The following is a 17,270-nucleotide window of genomic DNA, read 5'->3' as shown; positions in this document are numbered from 1 at the left end:
GTTCACGGGACTCATCACCCAAATGATCTTCCTTTCGCTTTTTGATCGCCAACTCCGCACCCCCACGTTACGATCTAGCAATAAAAATAGCAGATACCCCCACCAAAAGCGATGTTTTTTAAAGTTTTACACCATGATCTATTGCGAAAGCCTTAAGACGCGAACGCAGAGATCTGGTGGAACTGTCCATTATCGTCAGGACATATCTTTCAACTTCAGCCTTGCACATGCTTCTGACCATTTCCTTCACAGGACCGACAGATGCAGGCGCCATTGACAATCGTTTGATTCCCAAACCGATGAGAGCCATCGCTTCGAGCGGCCGCCCCGCCATTTCACCACAAATGGTCAGGCGGACATTCCGCTGGTCACACAATGTCACCAATTGCCGCATAAATGCAAATACACTCGGTGACAGGGTATCATACCGTCCTTCGATCCGCGGGTTACCGCGATCGGCAGCAAACATGAACTGCAAAAGATCGTTGGTCCCAACCGACAGGAAATCCACCCGGTCAAGCAATGTCGGGGCCTGCCAGATCAGGGCGGGCACTTCGAGCATTGCGCCAACTTCGACCTTGCGCGGCACAAATCCGCGTTCGGCTTCACGTTTAAGCTGCTGATCCAGAAGCTGCTTGGCCTGATCAAACTCGGCCACTTCTGCGATCATCGGGAACATGACATACAAATCCCGGTCATGACCGGCCCGGATCAGGGCGCGCAACTGATGCACAAGCACTGCCGGGCGATCCAGGGTGATGCGGATCGACCGCCACCCCATTGCCGGGTTTTCTTCTGTCATGTCCTCCCAATAGGGTAACAACTTGTCACCCCCGACATCAAGGGTCCGAAACACAACAGGACGTCCGTCCGCCTGTTCGAAAATGCGGTCGTAAAGACGCGTCTGGTCGGTGATATCGGGCATGGCCGATCGCACCATGAACGGAATTTCCGTCCGGTACAGGCCAATACCATCCGCACCGCTTTCCACCACATGGGGGACATCGATCAAAAGACCGGCATTCACATTAAGTGAAATATCCGCACCATCGGTGGTGCGTGCGGGCATGTCGCGCATCTGGGCATAAAGCGCCTTGCGTTCGGCCCGGGCCTTAAGGGCGCCGTCAATTACCGCGCGCACATCTTCGGTCGGGCGGACAAACAGCTGGGTATTGTCGGCATCAACAATCAGCGGATCACCGGCTTCGACCTTGTCGAGAACCCCTTTGACCCCGCCCAGAACCGGAATATCAAGCGCACGGGCAACGATCGCCACGTGCGAGGTATGCGACCCTTCTTCAAGCGCCAGACCGCGCAACCGGGTATGATCATAATCAAGAAGTTCGGCCGGACCGATATTGCGCGCAACCAGAATGATGTCATCAGGCAGATCGCCAAATGCCGGGGACTGATATTGCCCGGAAAGATGCTGCAACAACCGGTTGGCCAGATCTTCGAGATCATGAAGACGTTCGCGCAAATACGGATCGGAGACCTGCGCCATGCGCGCACGCGTATCGTCATGGACCTTTTGCACCGCGGCTTCTGCGGTAAGGCCGGTATGGACCGCCTCTGTGATGCGGTTAAGCCATCCGGTATCCTGGGCAATCATCCGGTAGGCTTCAAGAATATCGCCCGGATCGTCGGCCTCGTTCAGGCCATCAATACCCGATACCGCTTCGAGCATTTTGTCGAGATGGTTCTGAAGCCCGTGCATGGCTTCGCGCAGACGCGTCAGTTCTTCTTCCGGGTCTTCGGACACCATGCGATCAATGACGATGCGCGGTTCATGAAGAACGGCAAGCCCCTTGCCGATCCCGGGTGCCAGACGCGCCCCGCCCAGACGCAGCGGCAACAATGCAATCCCATCAGCCGGAAGCAGTTCTTCACGGCTGACCAGTTCACCACCGGCGACCATTTCGGCCAGCACCATGGCAACGTTTTCAAGCGCTTCCTGTTCGTCTTCGGAATAAAGGCGTTCGGTGCGGTTCTGAACGGCCAGAACCCCGATAATGCGACCACCGCGCAAAATCGGCACACCGATCATGGAATGATAGATTTCCTCGCCGGTTTCCGGGCGATAGGCAAAGTTCGGGTGCTTTTGCGCATCCTTGAGATTAAGCGGACGGGCATGGGCGGCAACAAAGCCGACAATGCCCTCGCCAACGCGCAGGCGGGTCATGTGGACCGCCTCTTTGGACAGACCACATGTCGCGAACAGTTCAAGCACTTCGCCCGCGCGCATGACATAGACCGAGCACACCTCTGCCACCATATCAGCAGCAATGATGGTTACGATCTGTCCCAGACGCTCTTCCGCAGTCCCCGGCCCAGCCATAACGTCACGGACGCGCTTTAAAAGGCGTCGCGGACCAGAGACTGCGGCGGAGGGAATGCTCATTTGGCTTAGTCGTCTCTCTTAATCAGGGAATGAACGGCCTGTTCGACCAACTCTTGCAGAATTTCTGTAACCGGTTGTTCTTTCTTTACCATACCAACCGACTGCCCTGCCATAACCGATCCACTTTCGACGTCACCATCGATCACGGCGCGGCGCAATGCCCCGGCCCAGAAATGTTCGATCTCAAGCTGGGCGGCACCCTGATCAAGTTCGCCTGAACGGAATTTTTCAATGACTTTGCGCTGGGTTTCGCGGAATTCCTCGGTTCCCTTGTTGGCAAGGGCACGGACCGGAATAACCGGGAAACGGTCATCAAGCTGCACGGTGGTGACAGCATCACGCGCGCTTGCGCGAATGAAGGCCTTCTTGAAATCGGGATGGGCAATGCATTCTTCGGCACACACCAGACGAGTCCCGATTTGCACACCCGCCGCACCCTGTTCAAGCAGACCGGTAATTGCTTCGCCGCGTCCGATACCACCCGCACAGAAAACCGGAATGTCCGAAATGTTTGGCAGAATTTCCTGAACCAGAACGGTCAGCGATACCGGGCCGATATGGCCACCGGCTTCACTGCCTTCGATCACCAGCGCATCGGCACCCGAACGGATCAGCTTCTTGGCCAGAACCAGTGCCGGGGCAAAACAGACAACCTTGGCGAATTCCTTGGCCTGCTTGATCGAGTTTGACGACGGCAAACCGCCAGCCAGAACCACATGACCGACATTATGTTCACGGCAAACTTCGATCAGATCATCAAGCTGCGGATGCATGGTGATCAGATTGACGCCGAACGGCTTTTTGGTCATTTCCTTGGTCGCGGCAATTTCGGCCGACAGCAAATCCGGGGTCATGGAGCCACAGGCAATTACACCAAAACCGCCCGCATTTGAGACCGCCGAAACCAGATGACGTTCAGACACCCACGACATTGCGCCAGCCATGATGGCATAATCGGTTCCAAGGAATTCCTTGCCCGCTGCCCACAGTTTTTCAAGGCGCGCGTGTGCTGCGTCGAATTTCGGATCACTCATATTTTCTGTACCCCAAAGCAGAAATGCAGGAGACCGATTGATCCCCTGCCATTTCATCACAAATGGCCGAAACACATCGTTGCGACCAGTATGTAGTATTACACGTAATTTAACAGTGGCTTAATCGCGCAAAAGCGATCGGACTGTCGAAATTATTCGTCATCAAGACCATAAGCAGTGTGCAGGGCACGAACTGCAAGTTCGGTATATTCCTCGGCGATCAGAACACTGACCTTGATTTCCGAGGTGGAGATGACCTGAATGTTGATGCCCTTTTCAGCAAGGGTTTCAAACATTTTGCGCGCGACACCGACATGCGAACGCATGCCGACACCAATGATCGATACCTTGGTAACATCCGAAGTGCTCAGAAGTTCCTGATAGGCGATCTTGTCCTTGTTTTTTTCGATGACCTGAAGCGCACGCTGGAATTCACCCCGCGGAACGGTAAAGGTCATGTCCGTGCTTTTGCCGTCTTCAGAGACGTTCTGCACGATCATATCGACATTGATATTCGCATCAGCCAGCGGGCTGAAAATAGAAGCGGCAATACCCGGCTTATCAGCGACTTTAACCAAGGTGATCTTGGCTTCGTCACGGCTATAGGCAATTCCGCTGACGACTTCCTGTTCCACGATTTCGTCCTCGTCTACAACAAGTGTTCCTTCTGCTTCGCTAAAGGTCGAGCGGACCTGTACCCGGACGCGATGGTTCATGGCCATCTCGACAGAACGGGTTTGCAGGACCTTCGCACCCAGCGAAGCCAGTTCCAGCATTTCTTCGTAGGTAATCTTTTCGATCTTCTTGGCCTTGGGCACGATGCGCGGATCGGTGGTGTAAACCCCTTCGACATCGGTATAGATGTCGCAACGATCCGCATTCAGTGCCGCCGCAAGCGCCACAGCAGACGTATCCGACCCGCCACGTCCGAGCGTGGTGATCCGGTTGTCCGGTGCGATCCCCTGGAACCCGGCCACACAAACGACTTCGCCGCCATTCATGCGCTTGTCGAGTTCGGTGGTATCGATTTCCTTGATGCGGGCCTTGGCATGTGCGCCATCGGTCTTGATCGGAATTTGCCATCCAAGCCAGGAACGCGCAGGCACATCCATGCTTTGCAGCGCCATGGCCAGAAGCCCGACGGTAACCTGCTCACCCGACGATACGATGACGTCATATTCGCGTGCATCATACATCGGCGAGACTTCCTGCGCCCAACCGACCAGTTCATTGGTCTTGCCAGACATGGCAGAGACGACCACAGCAACCTGATTGCCAGCGTCCACCTCGGCCTTGACCCGACGTGCTACGTTTTTGATTTTATCAACATCAGCGACCGAAGTGCCGCCAAATTTCATGACAATACGGGCCATGAAGTATCCCCGCTATGCTCTCCGTCCATCGGCGATCCGAACGAGACGGTATGTGATCCGGTTCCCTGGCAGGGATGCAATGCCATCGTGTCGGCGCGTCCCCTGTTTCGGGCGGCGTTATCAATACTTCCATAATCATCGCGAAACAAGCATCAACGCAGCCGATAAATTGCGTCGGAGCAATTTTTATAAGCCAAATATGTCCCGAATGGCTCCGCACATGCAAATTCAGTGAAATATCGTGCGAAATTTACCCAAAAACCCTGACGATCCATACCGGCAATGCAGATCACCTCAGACATGGTTTTGATGCCCGATCGGCGACAATGGGCGCGCGCATTTGTCAGCTGAGTATTGCCTTGCCGATCAGGCCCGCGTAAACAGGGCACAGAACACACATACTGATGTCACGCCTTTGGAGCCACGCCATGTCGGACGCATCCGCCAAAACCAGCCGCACCGCCAATGCCGAGGAAATCGCGCGTTTTTCCGCGATGGCAGAAAAATGGTGGGATCCGAATGGCGTGATGAAACCGCTGCACCGCTTCAACCCGGTGCGTTTGCAGCTTTTGCGGGACAATATCTGTGCCCATGTCGGGCGTGACCCCGCACAGATCGAACCTCTTCAAGATATCGAAATCATCGATATCGGCTGTGGTGCGGGCCTGTTGTCAGAGCCGCTGGCACGGATGGGGGCCAAAATGACCTCGATCGATGCTGCGGAAAACAACATCGAAGTCGCCAAGGTTCATGCAGCACAGTCCGGACTTGAAATCGACTATCGTTGCTGCACGCCGGAAATGCTGGCCGATGAAGGCAAACAGTTTGATATCGTGCTCAATATGGAAGTCATCGAACATGTCGATGATCCGCAATTCTTCATGCAGGCCTGTGCATCGGTTCTCAAACCGGGCGGACTGATGTTTGTTGCGACCCTTAACCGCACCATCAAGTCACTGGCACTGGCCAAGATCGGCGCTGAATATGTTCTGCGCTGGCTGCCGGCTGGCACTCATGACTGGCGCAAATTCGTCAAACCGTCGGAAATGTCGGGCTATCTGCGTGGTGCCGGTCTGGAACTGACCGATATCACCGGTGTTGCCTATAACCCGATCAAGGATACCTGGTATCCCGCCCCGCGCGATCTTGACGTCAATTACATGGTCATCGCCCGCAAGCCCGAAGCTGCCTGAATCCGGGACTGCCTGAACCCGGGGCCGCGAAACGGCCCCTAACACTGCGAAATCACAAACCGGTTCTTGCCCGACCTTTTGGCTTCGTACAGATCCCGGTCGGCGACCTGCAAGACCTTGTCCGTATCGATGCCGTTGCTCGGAACCACGAAACATGCGCCAAGGCTGACAGTGATCGACACATGCTGACCGTCGGCAAGCTCAACCTGGCATGACCGTGCATTTGACAGCACCCTGGCACACAGGATGTCCGCTGCTTTGCGCTCTTTGACGATTGAGGCAAAGGCAAATTCTTCGCCGCCGATCCTGCCAAACACATCTTCGATGCGGAACTGATCGTCAACCGCACGCGCCAATTGCACCAGCACCTCGTCCCCTACGCCGTGACCGTGCGTATCATTGACATATTTGAAGTCATCAATATCAAAAATGCCGACCAGCAACGGGTAACTGTTGCGCACACAAAACCCGAACATTTTTTGCAACTGGTCGGTGAAGCTGCGCCTGTTGGGAACGCCGGTCAACGCATCATAATAGGCAAGCTGCTCAAGCTTCATATTGGCTTCGCGAAGCTGACGGGTCTTTTCCTGAACAAGCTTGTTAAGCGAGTCCTTGATTTGCCTGAGCTCCGCATTGCGTCGTTCAAGTTGCTGCGCGTTAAATACTGATTCCGTCACATCATGTTCAATCGCCGCAAAATGGGTAACCTGACCATTTCGCCCCAAAAGCGGCATGATGCTCATATCAAGCCAATATGGCTTTCCGGTTTTGGAATAGTTCAGCAATGTCTCGCGGATATTGGTTTTTTCGTGCAGGGCCCTGGAAATGCGTCGACAGGCTTCGATATCGGTCAATTGACCTTGCAATATGCGCGGTGTTTCACCGATGACTTCGTCGCGCGAATATCCTGTCAGCTTTTCGAACGCCTTGTTCACATAGACGATTTTCGGGCCAAACGGTGCCTCTATCGGATCGGCTTCGGTAACGATGACCACATCCCCGGCATGTTCCAGAATATGTTCATAGGAAAACAGGTTCTGCCGGTCGGTAATGTCATTGAAGGAAACAACAATGAAGCCTTTGCCATCGGGCAGATTGGGTTGGCGTTCGACATAGGCATTTACCAGAAACCATCTGACGTCACCGGTTTCCTCATTCACCTTGCCAAAGACTTCGTTGACCATCGTGGTGTTGGTTTTACGCACCCTGTTGACCGGGTATTCGTAAACCATCAACCGCCTGTGCTGTTCGTCAACAAAGTGCCATTGCGGATCGTATGATGTTTTTCCGATCAGATGATCGTAGCTCATTTCCAGCAAATCCATCGCCCGCGGGTTCGCATAGACGATCGATGTATCCCAGTCATGGATCACCACGCCGACGATGGAATTATCAAGAAGGGTCTTCAGATTCAGTTCGTTAAAATCAATCTTCATCTCCCCACACTCTTCTTCGGTCGGTTGAACCGGACACGGTTTATGGTCCGCGCGTGGGAGAGCCGTCTGATCAGATAACGATTTCTGTGATGGCCTTCAGGCCATTCTGGTTTTCAAGCCAATGCCGGGAATACCGAAATCGCGATGTTTTCGCTTCCCCGAACCTCTCCCTCCGAATAGCTCCAGCCATTCAAATGGGGAGGAACAGAAATCTTTCAATGCAATTGCAGGCAACTTTCGATGATTGCAATTTGCATATCAAGACACCCGTCCGCCTGCTGTGCTGTCAGTTCTTTTTCTTGGTGTCATCGCCCCAGGGCAAGGCGTGAACGTCGATGCCTTCTTCGACGAGTTCGACCGTTTCCTTCAGCGATGCCTCACCATAGATGCCGCGTTTTTCAGCTTCGCCGTAATGGATTTTGCGGGCTTCCTCGGCAAATTTGTCACCGACATGTTCGCAATTGGTTTCGACCTGTTTGCGGATTTCGGCAATCGCGGCCTTGGTTGCTTCGGCCACGGCTTTTTGCTGCTGTTTTTCCGCTGCCAGTTCCTTTTGCCGCGATGTGCGCAATCGCGGTGCCATCAGGGCCTTGCCCACATTGGACGTGCCACAAACCGGACAGGACAAATCGCCGCTTGCGGCCTGCGTGTCATAGGTCGCGCCGTCCTTGAACCAGCCTTCAAATTCGTGATCATGTTCGCATTTAAGCTGAAAAAGAATCATGATGGTACTTGTGGAAACCGATATGTCGCAGAATTAAGGTATCTGTAATATGGCCTGACCGGGCGCATTCCGCCAGTCACATGCGAAACCTTCAATAAACAAGATTTACAAAAATGTCATCCCAATTGCCATCGGACTGGATCACACAACATTGCCCCGTGGCAACGCCGGGACATAACCGCGCACTCGACCTTGCCTGCGGCGCCGGACGGCACAGTTTCTGGCTGGCCAATCAGGGATGGGATGTCACGGCAATTGATCGCGATCTTTCGCGTATCGAACAGCCCAGCAACCGGGCGATCAACTGGATCGAGGCCGATCTTGAAACCGGGAACTGGCCCCTTGAAAACCGTCAGTTTGATCTGATTGTCGTCGTCAATTACCTGCATCGCCCGCTGTTTGATCATCTGCGCGCGGCAACAAGCCCGGGCGGCATCCTGATCTATGAAACATTCATGGTCGGCAATGAACGTTTTGGCCGGCCACGGTCACCGGAATTTCTGCTGCGCCCGGATGAATTGAACGAAACCTTTGCCGACTGGAATATCATCACCGCCCAACAAGGCCCCGTCCGCGACAGCGATACCGGATTACCGGTTTCTGTCAAACAGGCGATCGTTGCGCAAAAGCCGGCTCCACCTGAAAACGAATGATCGGGCCCGAAGGACCGGTCACGGTCGCAAGGTTCGGCCTGGCAAAATCGGCATTCAAATGAACAATCGGCTCTTTCGAAACATCATACCAACAAGTCACGTATTCGTGGATACGCCAAGATTACTGTTTTGTCGAAATTATCGATAAATAACAGCATCTTATGATGTCGACCACACGACCACACCACACCGGTAAAAACATATCGTCAGACTTTTGAAATCGCGGGAATTGGCGAATTCCGGTTCATCCGAACATTGTAACAGATCAATCATATTTGCTTCACGAAAGCGCCTTTCACAGACACTAGACTCCCGCCGCATTCGCTGTTGGGCAGATAGCAGCGAGCATATTATTCGATAAGGGAGACTATCGAAATGAAACGCCTTCTTGTGGCTTCCGCGCTGGCTGGTGCCATGTGCGCAAACGTTGCCTATGCGGCTGATCAGCTTCCGCAGGCAAACGATTCCTATTTCCTTGCTGCACAGCAGACCCTTCAGCAGAAGCTGATGGAACAGGACAACACCAACCGTGCCAAAAACATCATCCTGTTCGTCGGGGATGGCATGAGCATTCCGACCGTTACCGCGGCCCGTATCTTTGAAGGCCAGAAGCGCGGCGTTGACGGCGAAAGCAACAGCCTGATTTTCGGTCAGTTCCCGAACGTCGCACTGTCGAAAACCTATACCCATGACGCCCAGATCGCTGACTCGGCACCGACCGCATCGGCAATGGTGACCGGTGTTAAGCTCAATAACGGCACCATCGGCGTTTCCAAGGAAGTCGCCCGTCGTGATTGCGAAGCACAGAAAGAACATCCGCTGACCAGCATCGCCGCACAGGCCGAAGAAAAAGGCATGTCGACCGGCTGGATTTCCACCGCCCGCCTGACCCACGCGACCCCGGCTGCGAACTATGTTCACACCGCTGACCGTAACTGGGAAAGCGACAGCGACCTGACCGAAGAAGCAAAGGCAGGCGGCTGCAAGGACATCGCTCTTCAGATGATCGAATGGAAAGAAGGCGGTGACGGCTTTGAGGTTGCCATGGGTGGCGGTCGTCGCATGTTCATGGACAAAACCATGGAAGACCCGGAAGATGCCGGCAAAATGGGCCAGCGTTCCGATGGTCGCGATCTTCCGAAAGAATGGGTAGAAGCCAACGGTGCCGGTGCGCAATACATCTGGAACCAGGAACAGTTCAACAAACTCGACCCGGCCAAAACCCAAAAGGTCCTGGGCCTGTTTGACCGTTCGCACATGGAATATGAAGCCGACCGTGCAAAAGATGCGGCTGGCGAACCGTCGCTTGCTGAAATGACCGGCAAGGCGATTGATATTCTCGCAAAAAATGACAAGGGCTTCTTCCTGATGGTCGAAGCAGGTCGTATTGACCACGCCCACCATGCCGGCAATGCCGCACGCGCCCTTGAAGACACCGTCGCGCTGAACGATGCCGTCAAGGCCGCCATGGGCAAGGTCAACCTGAATGACACCCTGATCATTGTCACCGCCGACCACGCGCACACCATGACCATTTCCGGTTATGCAAGCCGCGGCAACCCGATCCTCGGCCTGTCCGAAGAAAAAGGCGATGATGGCAAGCCTTACACCACCCTTGGCTACATGAACGGCCCGGGTGCTCTGAAAGACAACCTTCGCGCTGATCTGACCAATGTTGACACCACCGACATTGACTACCTTCAGCAGGCACTGGTCCCGATGAGCAGCGAAACCCACGCGGGCGACGATGTTGCAATCTTTGCAGCCGGTCCGTGGTCGCACCTGTTCAAGGGTGTGGTTGAACAGAACTTCATCTACCACGTCATGGCGCATGCCTCGAAAATCCAGGAAAGCATGGCTTCGAAATAAGCCATCCGCTGACCACCATCTTTGCCGGTCGCAGTTCGCTGCGACCGGTGCTTCTGTTTGACGGAGACTTCCCATGCCCATCGGACGCCGCACATTCATTGCCGGTGCCTCTGCCTCAATCGGTCTTGCCCTGACCCGTCCGGCATTCGCGCAAAGCCGCATCAAAATTCGCGACCTTTACAAAACACAGGCCGAATTTTCCGCCGAGGCAAAAGCCTTTGCCGCATCGCGCGAAATCATCACGGTTCCGGGTTTCATGGCCCCGCCGCTTAAGGCAGATGCATCCTTTTTTGTCCTGACCCAGCGCCCGATGGCGGTCTGCCCGTTCTGTGAAACATCGGCAGACTGGCCAAGTGACATCGTTTTTGTCCGCACCCGCGATACGGTTGATGCGGTGGCATTCAATCGCCCGATCATTACCACCGGTATTCTTGAACTCGGTGAAGCCAAAGATGAGGAAACCGGTTTTGTCAGCCTTGTCCGACTTGTCGATGCCCAGTTCGAACTTATCTGAGCCCGTCTCTGACGTGCTTTTGTGCATCGAAGAACTCAGCCTGCATTACGGGAAAAACCAGCCCCCTGTGTTGCAAATCGGAAATCTTGCGATTGATCGCGGGCAAACCGTCGGCATTTCCGGCCCGTCCGGATCAGGCAAATCAAGCCTGCTGTATCTGATCAGCGGCCTTTTGAAGCCAAGCCTCGGCAAGATCATCTGGAACGGCACGGATATCACCACCCTGGGCGAAGGTGAAACAGATCGTTGGCGGCGCAAATCCATCGGTTTCGTTTTTCAGGATTTCCACCTGATTGATGAAGTCAGCCCGCTTGACAACGTTCTGATCCCGGCAAGTTTTATCGGTTGGCGCATTGATGATGCCACCCGTAAACGCGCCCACGAACTTCTTGATCAGGTGGGCGTACCGCTGGCGCGCAAAAGCACATCTGATTTGTCACGCGGTGAACAACAACGTGTCGCCATTGCCCGTGCCCTGCTGTTTGATCCACCCGTCATTCTGGCCGACGAACCAACCGCAAGCCTTGATGACGCCGCATCAAAAACCGCAACAGACACCCTGTTTTCGCTGGCCAGGTCGAACCGCACCATCATCACCGTCAGTCATGATCAGGATGTGATTGATCGCTGCGACCGCGTTCTGCGTTTTGACAAGGGCGCCCTGATTGATGATAGCGCTAACATCAAGGAAAAGGCTGAGCTTGCATGAACCCGTTTCCCATCGTGATGGCCAGCCTGAAACGGCACTGGATCATGAACATTCTGTTTGTTCTTCTGATCGCGGTTGCGGTTGCCATCGGTGTTGGCCTGACGGCACAGGAACGTGCGCTCCGTCAGGGCAGTGCACAGGCGGCCGACAAGTTTGATATCCTGATCGCAGCCCCGGGAAGCCAGACCGAAATCGTCATGAATTCGATCTTCCTGCAACATAGCGCCATCAATCTTCTTGATGGTCCTTATTGGGGCAAGCTGTTTGATGATCCGCGGGTTGAAATTGCTGCCCCGCTTGCCTTTGGCGACAGCTGGAAGGGGCATTCGATTGTCGGATCAACGCCGCAATTCGTGACCTATCTGTCTGGCGGGCTTGCCAGCGGGCATGTGTTTGAAACCATCGAACAGGCCGTGGTCGGTGCTGCCGTGCCGCTTGCCATTGGTGATGAATTTGAACCCAGCCACGGCCATGGCCCCGAAGAAGTCCTTGATCATCATCACGGCGCGGAACTGCATGTAGTTGGCAAAATGCAGCCGACCGGCACCCCATGGGATAGCGCCATTATTGTGGCGGTCGAACAGGTCTGGGATCTTCATGCCCTACCGACCGGGCATCATGAACTTGCCCTTGATGAACATGATCATCAGGATCACGAAGATCATGAACATGAAGAAGCCAATGCCCATGATGATGGCGACCATGACCACGATCATGACCATGCAGCAGATCACGACGAAGACGCCCATGATCACGCACACGAACATGATGACCATCATCACGTAACCCGCATCGGCCCGCCCTTTGATCTTGATGAATTGCCCGGTGTCCCTGCCATTGTCGTCAGACCCAAAAGCGTTGCCGCGGCCTATACCATCCGGTCCGATTATCGCACCGACCATTCCACCGCCTTTTTCCCGGCCGAAGTCCTGGTCGAGATGTATCGTCTGCTTGGCAATGCCGGATCGGTGATGCGGGCCATGGCGCTGGGGTCACAAGCGCTTGTGGTTGCGGCAATTCTGGCTGCGATCCTTGCGCTGATGCAGCTTTATCGCAAACAGTTTGCCGTTCTGCGGGCCCTTGGTGCGCCGCGCAGTTATGTCTTTTCCGCGATCTGGAGTTATGTCTCCCTGCTGGTGGTTACCGGCGCGATTTGCGGTCTTGGGCTTGGCTGGATGGTGGCGCAATCTGTATCGCGGATCTTTACCGCCGAAACCGGAATGGCGATGCAGGCATCGCTCGGATCATCAGAACTGATGCTGGCGGGTGGCTTTGTCATTATCGGATTGATCCTGGCAACCCTGCCCGCCTTTTTGCTGTATCGCCGCCCGGTGGTCAGCGCATTGCGCGGTTCCTGACCTGATCTGATCCGTAACCGATCTAAAAAACACCCCGGCAGACCATTCTGGCCGGGGTGTTTTGTCATGGGGGGCAATATGGCGGGGCAGTATGGGGCGCTATGGGTGGTATGGGGCTTAACGCTTATTTGATCGGTGCTGCCATGTCATAGGTGCCGTCATTGTCGCTCATGTCCATCCAGCTGTCATCAGACGCCGATTTCGGTTCAAGATCGGACCATTCATCATTGGCATCCATAATGTAATCGGCGATATCGCTGTTCCAGGTTTCGGCGACTTCCGGGGTGATGTTAAGATACAAGCTGCCATCAACGATCCGCCACAGGTTCGGGTTGGCAGGAACCTTTGCCCCCTTGGCAACACCATATGCACAATGCCCGTCATATTTCGGGGCATATTTTGCCGGATCGGCCAGGAACATGTCGCGGTTTTCAGCCGTCGCAAAGGCCCAGGTCGCCCCATTATAATCGGCGGTAATGTCTGCGCGGCCCGGCACGGCATGGGGCTGCATCATGCCATCGTCTTTTTGCGCCAGATTGAAATAGGCCACCGCGTCATAGCCGCTGATCGCAAAGCCGGTTTCGTCGACATATTGCTCACCCGCCAGGGCTGCGCCCGACATGGCAAAAAGGACAATCGCCCCGGTCAGTGTTTTCTTCAACATTGGTGCTGTCTCTCCGCTTGGGTTTCCGTGATGACCAAGAGTGCCCCGCACAGCCTGAAAATCGAAATGACGTTGCGACACTGTTTCGTGAGGCCCTGTGAGCAATCTGTCATCCCGATCAGATAAAATTGCAAATTCAATGCAATTTGGCTATTGACCTCAACCTTACTTCAGGAATTACCACCAAGGAACAAACCCACCCTTCTCCTTTACATTGAAAGGGAAACGCCATGAGTGAAGCATTTCTGGAACACGTGAATTTTACCGTTTCCGACCCCGCCCGAACGGCAAGTCTTCTGCATGACTGGTTCGGATGGAACGTCCGCTGGAAAGGCCCGTCAATCCATGACGGTGAAACCTATCACGTCGGCAACAGTTCAAGTTACGTCGCACTTTATGCCCCCGGCAAAGCCGACAGTTCAAACGGCGCCCGTGATGCACGCGACAATACCTATCAGACGCGCGGTGGCCTGAACCATATTGCCGTGGTGGTCAATGACCTTGATGCGACCGAAGAAAAGATCAAGGCATCGGGTTTCACGACCCATAATCACGCCGATTACGAACCGGGACGGCGGTTCTATTTCCGCGATGCCGACAATATCGAGTTCGAAGTGGTCAGTTATTCCTGACCACTTCGACATCGGAGCTTAGACCGCGAACCTCGAACCTCAAGCCTTACCGGCACATGGTCAGCACGGCTTATAGGTCTGACCATTTTGCAGGGACGGCACCATGCGCCGGATTTCATCAACGCGCGACAGATCGATCTCGGCTGTGACAAAGCCGGGATCGGTCCCGCCATCGGCCAGAACTTCGCCCCACGGATCAATGATCAGGGAATGGCCGAATGTCTGGCGCCCACCCGGATGATCGCCACATTGGGCAGCGGCAATGACAAAGCAGCCATTTTCAATCGCCCGCGCCTTCAAAAGCGTATGCCAGTGCGCCTGTCCGGTGGTTCGGGTAAAGGCCGCCGGGATGCTCAGGATCTTGGCACCGGCCTTGGCGTAATCGCGAAACAGATGCGGGAACCGCACGTCATAGCAAACCGACACACCGATCTTGCCAAACTCGGTCTCCGCAAGTTTGGCGGTGTCGCCGGGACGGAATGTTTTGCTTTCGCGGTAACTTTCCCCATTGGCAAGATCGACATCAAACATATGGATCTTGTCATAGGACGTGATGACATTGCCATCGGGCCCAATAACAAAGCAGCGGTTTGCCACCCGGTCTTCGCCCGCGACCTTTACATGGAGCGATCCGACAATCAGGGTTGATTGAAGTTCCCGGGCCAGATCGGCAAAGAAGCCAAGGCCGGGATGTTCTTCCTGGGGAAAGGCTGCGGCGCGGACATTTTCCCCGCCAAAGGACATCATGGATACGTTTTCAGGAAATGCGATCAACCGGGCCCCTGCCGCATGGGCATCGCGCGCATAGGTCGCCGCACGCGCAAGGTTGTCGGACATGACGTCACGGGAATTGACCTGGACACAGGCAGCAATGAAACGGGTCATGATGCATTCTCCTTTTTATCATTATCCCTGCCATGATGACCCTGTCGGTCACGCGCGACAATACGCAATTCGATCAGTGCGAACTTCGCACCTTATGACCATCGCACCGCCTTTCGGTCATGATGCCCAGCACCCGTACGCAATGACAAAACGTCACGTCCGCGCAGGCGCGTGATCAGCCGTATGCCCCCAAAACAGTCCTGATTGCAACTTACACCTTTCCTTGGTCGAAATTACTGTATACAGTATTCCGTACACCTAAGAAGGATCGAAGATGGAACCTCTTTCCGGTCGAAAAAGTCTGACTGACGAAGTGCATGACCGCCTGGTTGATGCCTTGTGTTCCGGTGCTCTCCCTCCCGGGACACCTTTGCGTCAGGAAGCGCTGGCTGAGGAACTCAATGTCTCGCGGCAACCCGTGTTGCAAGCTCTGGGGCTGCTGCGTCGTGACGGACTGGTCGAACCGATGGGGCGGCGCGGCTATCGCGTGGCACCTGTTGATGCCGATCTGGTCCGTCACGTTTATGACCTGCGAGAAGCGTTTGACGGGCTCGCCGCCCGTCTTGCCGCCCAATCCAACGCCCCGGACCGGGAATCGGCTTTGCGGGCTGCCATCACACAGGGAAACCACGCCCTGGGCAGCGGCGACACCGCAGAACTTGTTGCAGCCGACGTCGCATTTCATCAAACGATCTATCGTCTGTCGGGCAACCCCCTTTTGCCCGAAGCATCAGCGGCCGTCTGGTTGCAAATTCGGCGTGTGATGCATGCAGACCTGCAGACCGGATCGTCCCGCGATCCGATCTGGACGGAACATGAAGCCATCGCCGACGCGATCTGTGCCGGCGATGGCGACCGTGCCCAAATGCTGGCCATTGAACATACCCACAATGCCAAGCATCGCCTGATCTCGAATATGAAGGATACCGATCACCACACCAATTAACCGCCCGAAGCGGGCATCAGCCGCAACACAATAAACAAGAATGTGCGGCGCGGAGGAAACGTCATGAAACTCAGTGAGACCGAACTCGCGAAATTTCGCGAAGATGGCTTTGTTTTTTTGCCTGAACTTTTTTCACGCGAAGAAGCCGCCCTGCTGTTATCCGAAGCCAAACAGATTTACGCATCCGACCGCGAAGAGGTCTGGCGCGAGAAATCCGGCGTCGCCCGAACCGCCTTTGCCGCACATACCTATAACGAAGCCCACCGCCGTCTAGGCGCCCATCCTCGCCTGATCGAACCGGTTGTTCAGTATCTTGAAGAACAGGTCTACATGCATCAGTACAAGATCAACGCCAAGGCCGCCTTTGATGGCGCTGTCTGGCAGTGGCATCAGGATTACGGCACATGGCAACGCGATGATGAAATGCCCGAACCGCGCGCGTTCAACATTGCCCTGTTCCTCGAAGACGTGACCCCGGCCAACGGCCCGCTTCTTTTCATTCCCAAAAGCCACAAGGCAGGCGTGCTTCAGGCCGGTCATGATCTTGAAACCACGTCCTATCCGCTTTGGACGCTTGATCGTGAAACCGTGACCAAACTTGCCGATGACGGCGGCTGCGAAGCCCCGATCGGTCCGGCCGGCTCGGTTGTGATGTTCCACGGCAATCTGGTCCATGCCAGCCCGCCCAATATCAGCCCGTTTGACCGCACGATTGTGTATCTCAGCCTGTGTGCGGTTTCGAACCATATTCGGGCATTCAATCGCAAACCGTGGATTGCGCACCGCGATTTCACGCCGATCGAACCGCTTGCGGATAACTGCCTTGAAGAACTGGTCGCCAAGCGCACCGCCGCATAACACCTGCCGGAGAAGTGAAGA

16 protein-coding genes are annotated in these 17,270 nt (G+C 54.9%); 9 read left to right on the top strand and 7 right to left on the bottom strand.

Going from position 1 to position 17,270, the window contains the following annotated elements; all coding sequences use genetic code 11:
* Positions 1–118: 118 nt before the first annotated feature.
* The 3 genes from ptsP to SIB88_RS07590 form a co-directional block, all read right to left on the bottom strand.
* A complete protein-coding gene (gene ptsP / locus SIB88_RS07600; RefSeq protein WP_068519663.1) occupies positions 119–2,401 on the bottom strand; it encodes a phosphoenolpyruvate--protein phosphotransferase in 2,283 nt (760 codons plus the stop codon).
* A gap of 5 nt (positions 2,402–2,406) precedes the next feature.
* The gene (locus SIB88_RS07595) at positions 2,407–3,435 is read right to left on the bottom strand and encodes an NAD(P)H-dependent flavin oxidoreductase (protein ID WP_068519739.1); all 1,029 of its coding nucleotides are present in this window, start codon (positions 3,433–3,435) and stop codon (positions 2,407–2,409) included.
* A 152-nt stretch (positions 3,436–3,587) separates the two neighbouring features.
* The gene (locus SIB88_RS07590; RefSeq protein ID WP_068519662.1) at positions 3,588–4,808 is read right to left on the bottom strand and encodes an aspartate kinase; all 1,221 of its coding nucleotides are present in this window, start codon (positions 4,806–4,808) and stop codon (positions 3,588–3,590) included.
* Positions 4,809–5,236: 428 nt separating this feature from the next.
* Here SIB88_RS07590 and ubiG point away from each other — a divergent pair, with 428 nt between their 5' ends.
* Complete coding sequence (ubiG, locus tag SIB88_RS07585; RefSeq protein ID WP_412557778.1) at positions 5,237–6,001, top strand: bifunctional 2-polyprenyl-6-hydroxyphenol methylase/3-demethylubiquinol 3-O-methyltransferase UbiG; 765 nt, start codon at positions 5,237–5,239, stop codon at positions 5,999–6,001.
* Positions 6,002–6,039: 38 nt separating this feature from the next.
* Here ubiG and SIB88_RS07580 read toward each other — a convergent pair whose 3' ends face one another.
* Both SIB88_RS07580 and SIB88_RS07575 read right to left on the bottom strand, forming a co-directional pair.
* Complete coding sequence (locus SIB88_RS07580) at positions 6,040–7,437, bottom strand: diguanylate cyclase (protein WP_412557777.1); 1,398 nt, start codon at positions 7,435–7,437, stop codon at positions 6,040–6,042.
* A gap of 286 nt (positions 7,438–7,723) precedes the next feature.
* Positions 7,724–8,161: a DUF1178 family protein gene (locus SIB88_RS07575; protein ID WP_068519659.1), complete on the bottom strand. Its 438-nt coding sequence runs from the start codon at positions 8,159–8,161 to the stop codon at positions 7,724–7,726.
* 113 nt (positions 8,162–8,274) lie between these two features.
* Here SIB88_RS07575 and SIB88_RS07570 point away from each other — a divergent pair, with 113 nt between their 5' ends.
* From SIB88_RS07570 to SIB88_RS07550, 5 genes are all read left to right on the top strand, one after another.
* Positions 8,275–8,814, top strand: a complete 540-nt coding sequence (locus tag SIB88_RS07570) for a class I SAM-dependent methyltransferase (protein ID WP_412557776.1) — start codon at positions 8,275–8,277, stop codon at positions 8,812–8,814.
* 375 nt (positions 8,815–9,189) lie between these two features.
* A complete protein-coding gene (locus SIB88_RS07565; RefSeq protein WP_412557775.1) occupies positions 9,190–10,683 on the top strand; it encodes an alkaline phosphatase in 1,494 nt (497 codons plus the stop codon).
* A gap of 73 nt (positions 10,684–10,756) precedes the next feature.
* Complete coding sequence (locus SIB88_RS07560; protein ID WP_068519656.1) at positions 10,757–11,197, top strand: hypothetical protein; 441 nt, start codon at positions 10,757–10,759, stop codon at positions 11,195–11,197.
* Positions 11,175–11,906, top strand: coding sequence for an ABC transporter ATP-binding protein (locus SIB88_RS07555; protein WP_412565938.1), 732 nt, complete (start codon positions 11,175–11,177; stop codon positions 11,904–11,906). Before SIB88_RS07560 ends, SIB88_RS07555 begins: the two co-directional genes overlap by 23 nt.
* Positions 11,903–13,264: an FtsX-like permease family protein gene (locus SIB88_RS07550; RefSeq protein WP_412557773.1), complete on the top strand. Its 1,362-nt coding sequence runs from the start codon at positions 11,903–11,905 to the stop codon at positions 13,262–13,264. The genes SIB88_RS07555 and SIB88_RS07550 overlap by 4 nt, the downstream gene beginning before the upstream one ends.
* 124 nt (positions 13,265–13,388) lie before the next feature.
* Here SIB88_RS07550 and SIB88_RS07545 read toward each other — a convergent pair whose 3' ends face one another.
* Positions 13,389–13,928: a YHS domain-containing (seleno)protein gene (locus tag SIB88_RS07545; protein ID WP_412557772.1), complete on the bottom strand. Its 540-nt coding sequence runs from the start codon at positions 13,926–13,928 to the stop codon at positions 13,389–13,391.
* A 230-nt stretch (positions 13,929–14,158) separates the two neighbouring features.
* On the opposite strand from SIB88_RS07545, the gene SIB88_RS07540 reads away from it, so the two are divergent.
* Positions 14,159–14,560 (top strand): VOC family protein, encoded by a 402-nt coding sequence (locus tag SIB88_RS07540; protein ID WP_412557771.1) that lies wholly within the window; start codon positions 14,159–14,161, stop codon positions 14,558–14,560.
* 60 nt (positions 14,561–14,620) lie between these two features.
* Here SIB88_RS07540 and SIB88_RS07535 read toward each other — a convergent pair whose 3' ends face one another.
* The gene (locus SIB88_RS07535; protein WP_286885128.1) at positions 14,621–15,445 is read right to left on the bottom strand and encodes a carbon-nitrogen hydrolase family protein; all 825 of its coding nucleotides are present in this window, start codon (positions 15,443–15,445) and stop codon (positions 14,621–14,623) included.
* 274 nt (positions 15,446–15,719) lie between these two features.
* Here SIB88_RS07535 and SIB88_RS07530 point away from each other — a divergent pair, with 274 nt between their 5' ends.
* Together SIB88_RS07530 and SIB88_RS07525 are read left to right on the top strand one after the other, a co-directional pair.
* A complete protein-coding gene (locus tag SIB88_RS07530; protein WP_068519651.1) occupies positions 15,720–16,391 on the top strand; it encodes a GntR family transcriptional regulator in 672 nt (223 codons plus the stop codon).
* Positions 16,392–16,454: 63 nt separating this feature from the next.
* On the top strand, positions 16,455–17,249 hold the full coding sequence (locus tag SIB88_RS07525) for a phytanoyl-CoA dioxygenase family protein (protein ID WP_068519650.1): 795 nt from the start codon (positions 16,455–16,457) through the stop codon (positions 17,247–17,249).
* The last annotated feature ends 21 nt before the right edge of the window (positions 17,250–17,270 follow it).

The organism is Thalassospira sp. MIT121401 (genome assembly GCF_047125595.1).
Lineage (GTDB): Bacteria > Pseudomonadota > Alphaproteobacteria > Rhodospirillales > Thalassospiraceae > Thalassospira > Thalassospira povalilytica.
This window is presented reverse-complemented; position numbering and strand designations above follow the sequence as displayed.

Coding starts and splice junctions, on each gene's coding strand:
- SIB88_RS07530 (WP_068519651.1), top strand. CDS start 15,720: ATGGAACCTCTTTCCGGTCGAAAAAGTCTGACTGACGAAGTGCATGAC.
- ptsP (WP_068519663.1), bottom strand. CDS start 2,401: ATGAGCATTCCCTCCGCCGCAGTCTCTGGTCCGCGACGCCTTTTAAAG.
- SIB88_RS07525 (WP_068519650.1), top strand. CDS start 16,455: ATGAAACTCAGTGAGACCGAACTCGCGAAATTTCGCGAAGATGGCTTT.
- SIB88_RS07535 (WP_286885128.1), bottom strand. CDS start 15,445: ATGACCCGTTTCATTGCTGCCTGTGTCCAGGTCAATTCCCGTGACGTC.
- SIB88_RS07545 (WP_412557772.1), bottom strand. CDS start 13,928: ATGTTGAAGAAAACACTGACCGGGGCGATTGTCCTTTTTGCCATGTCG.
- SIB88_RS07575 (WP_068519659.1), bottom strand. CDS start 8,161: ATGATTCTTTTTCAGCTTAAATGCGAACATGATCACGAATTTGAAGGC.
- SIB88_RS07570 (WP_412557776.1), top strand. CDS start 8,275: ATGTCATCCCAATTGCCATCGGACTGGATCACACAACATTGCCCCGTG.
- SIB88_RS07580 (WP_412557777.1), bottom strand. CDS start 7,437: ATGAAGATTGATTTTAACGAACTGAATCTGAAGACCCTTCTTGATAAT.
- SIB88_RS07540 (WP_412557771.1), top strand. CDS start 14,159: ATGAGTGAAGCATTTCTGGAACACGTGAATTTTACCGTTTCCGACCCC.
- SIB88_RS07590 (WP_068519662.1), bottom strand. CDS start 4,808: ATGGCCCGTATTGTCATGAAATTTGGCGGCACTTCGGTCGCTGATGTT.
- ubiG (WP_412557778.1), top strand. CDS start 5,237: ATGTCGGACGCATCCGCCAAAACCAGCCGCACCGCCAATGCCGAGGAA.
- SIB88_RS07550 (WP_412557773.1), top strand. CDS start 11,903: ATGAACCCGTTTCCCATCGTGATGGCCAGCCTGAAACGGCACTGGATC.
- SIB88_RS07565 (WP_412557775.1), top strand. CDS start 9,190: ATGAAACGCCTTCTTGTGGCTTCCGCGCTGGCTGGTGCCATGTGCGCA.
- SIB88_RS07555 (WP_412565938.1), top strand. CDS start 11,175: ATGCCCAGTTCGAACTTATCTGAGCCCGTCTCTGACGTGCTTTTGTGC.
- SIB88_RS07595 (WP_068519739.1), bottom strand. CDS start 3,435: ATGAGTGATCCGAAATTCGACGCAGCACACGCGCGCCTTGAAAAACTG.
- SIB88_RS07560 (WP_068519656.1), top strand. CDS start 10,757: ATGCCCATCGGACGCCGCACATTCATTGCCGGTGCCTCTGCCTCAATC.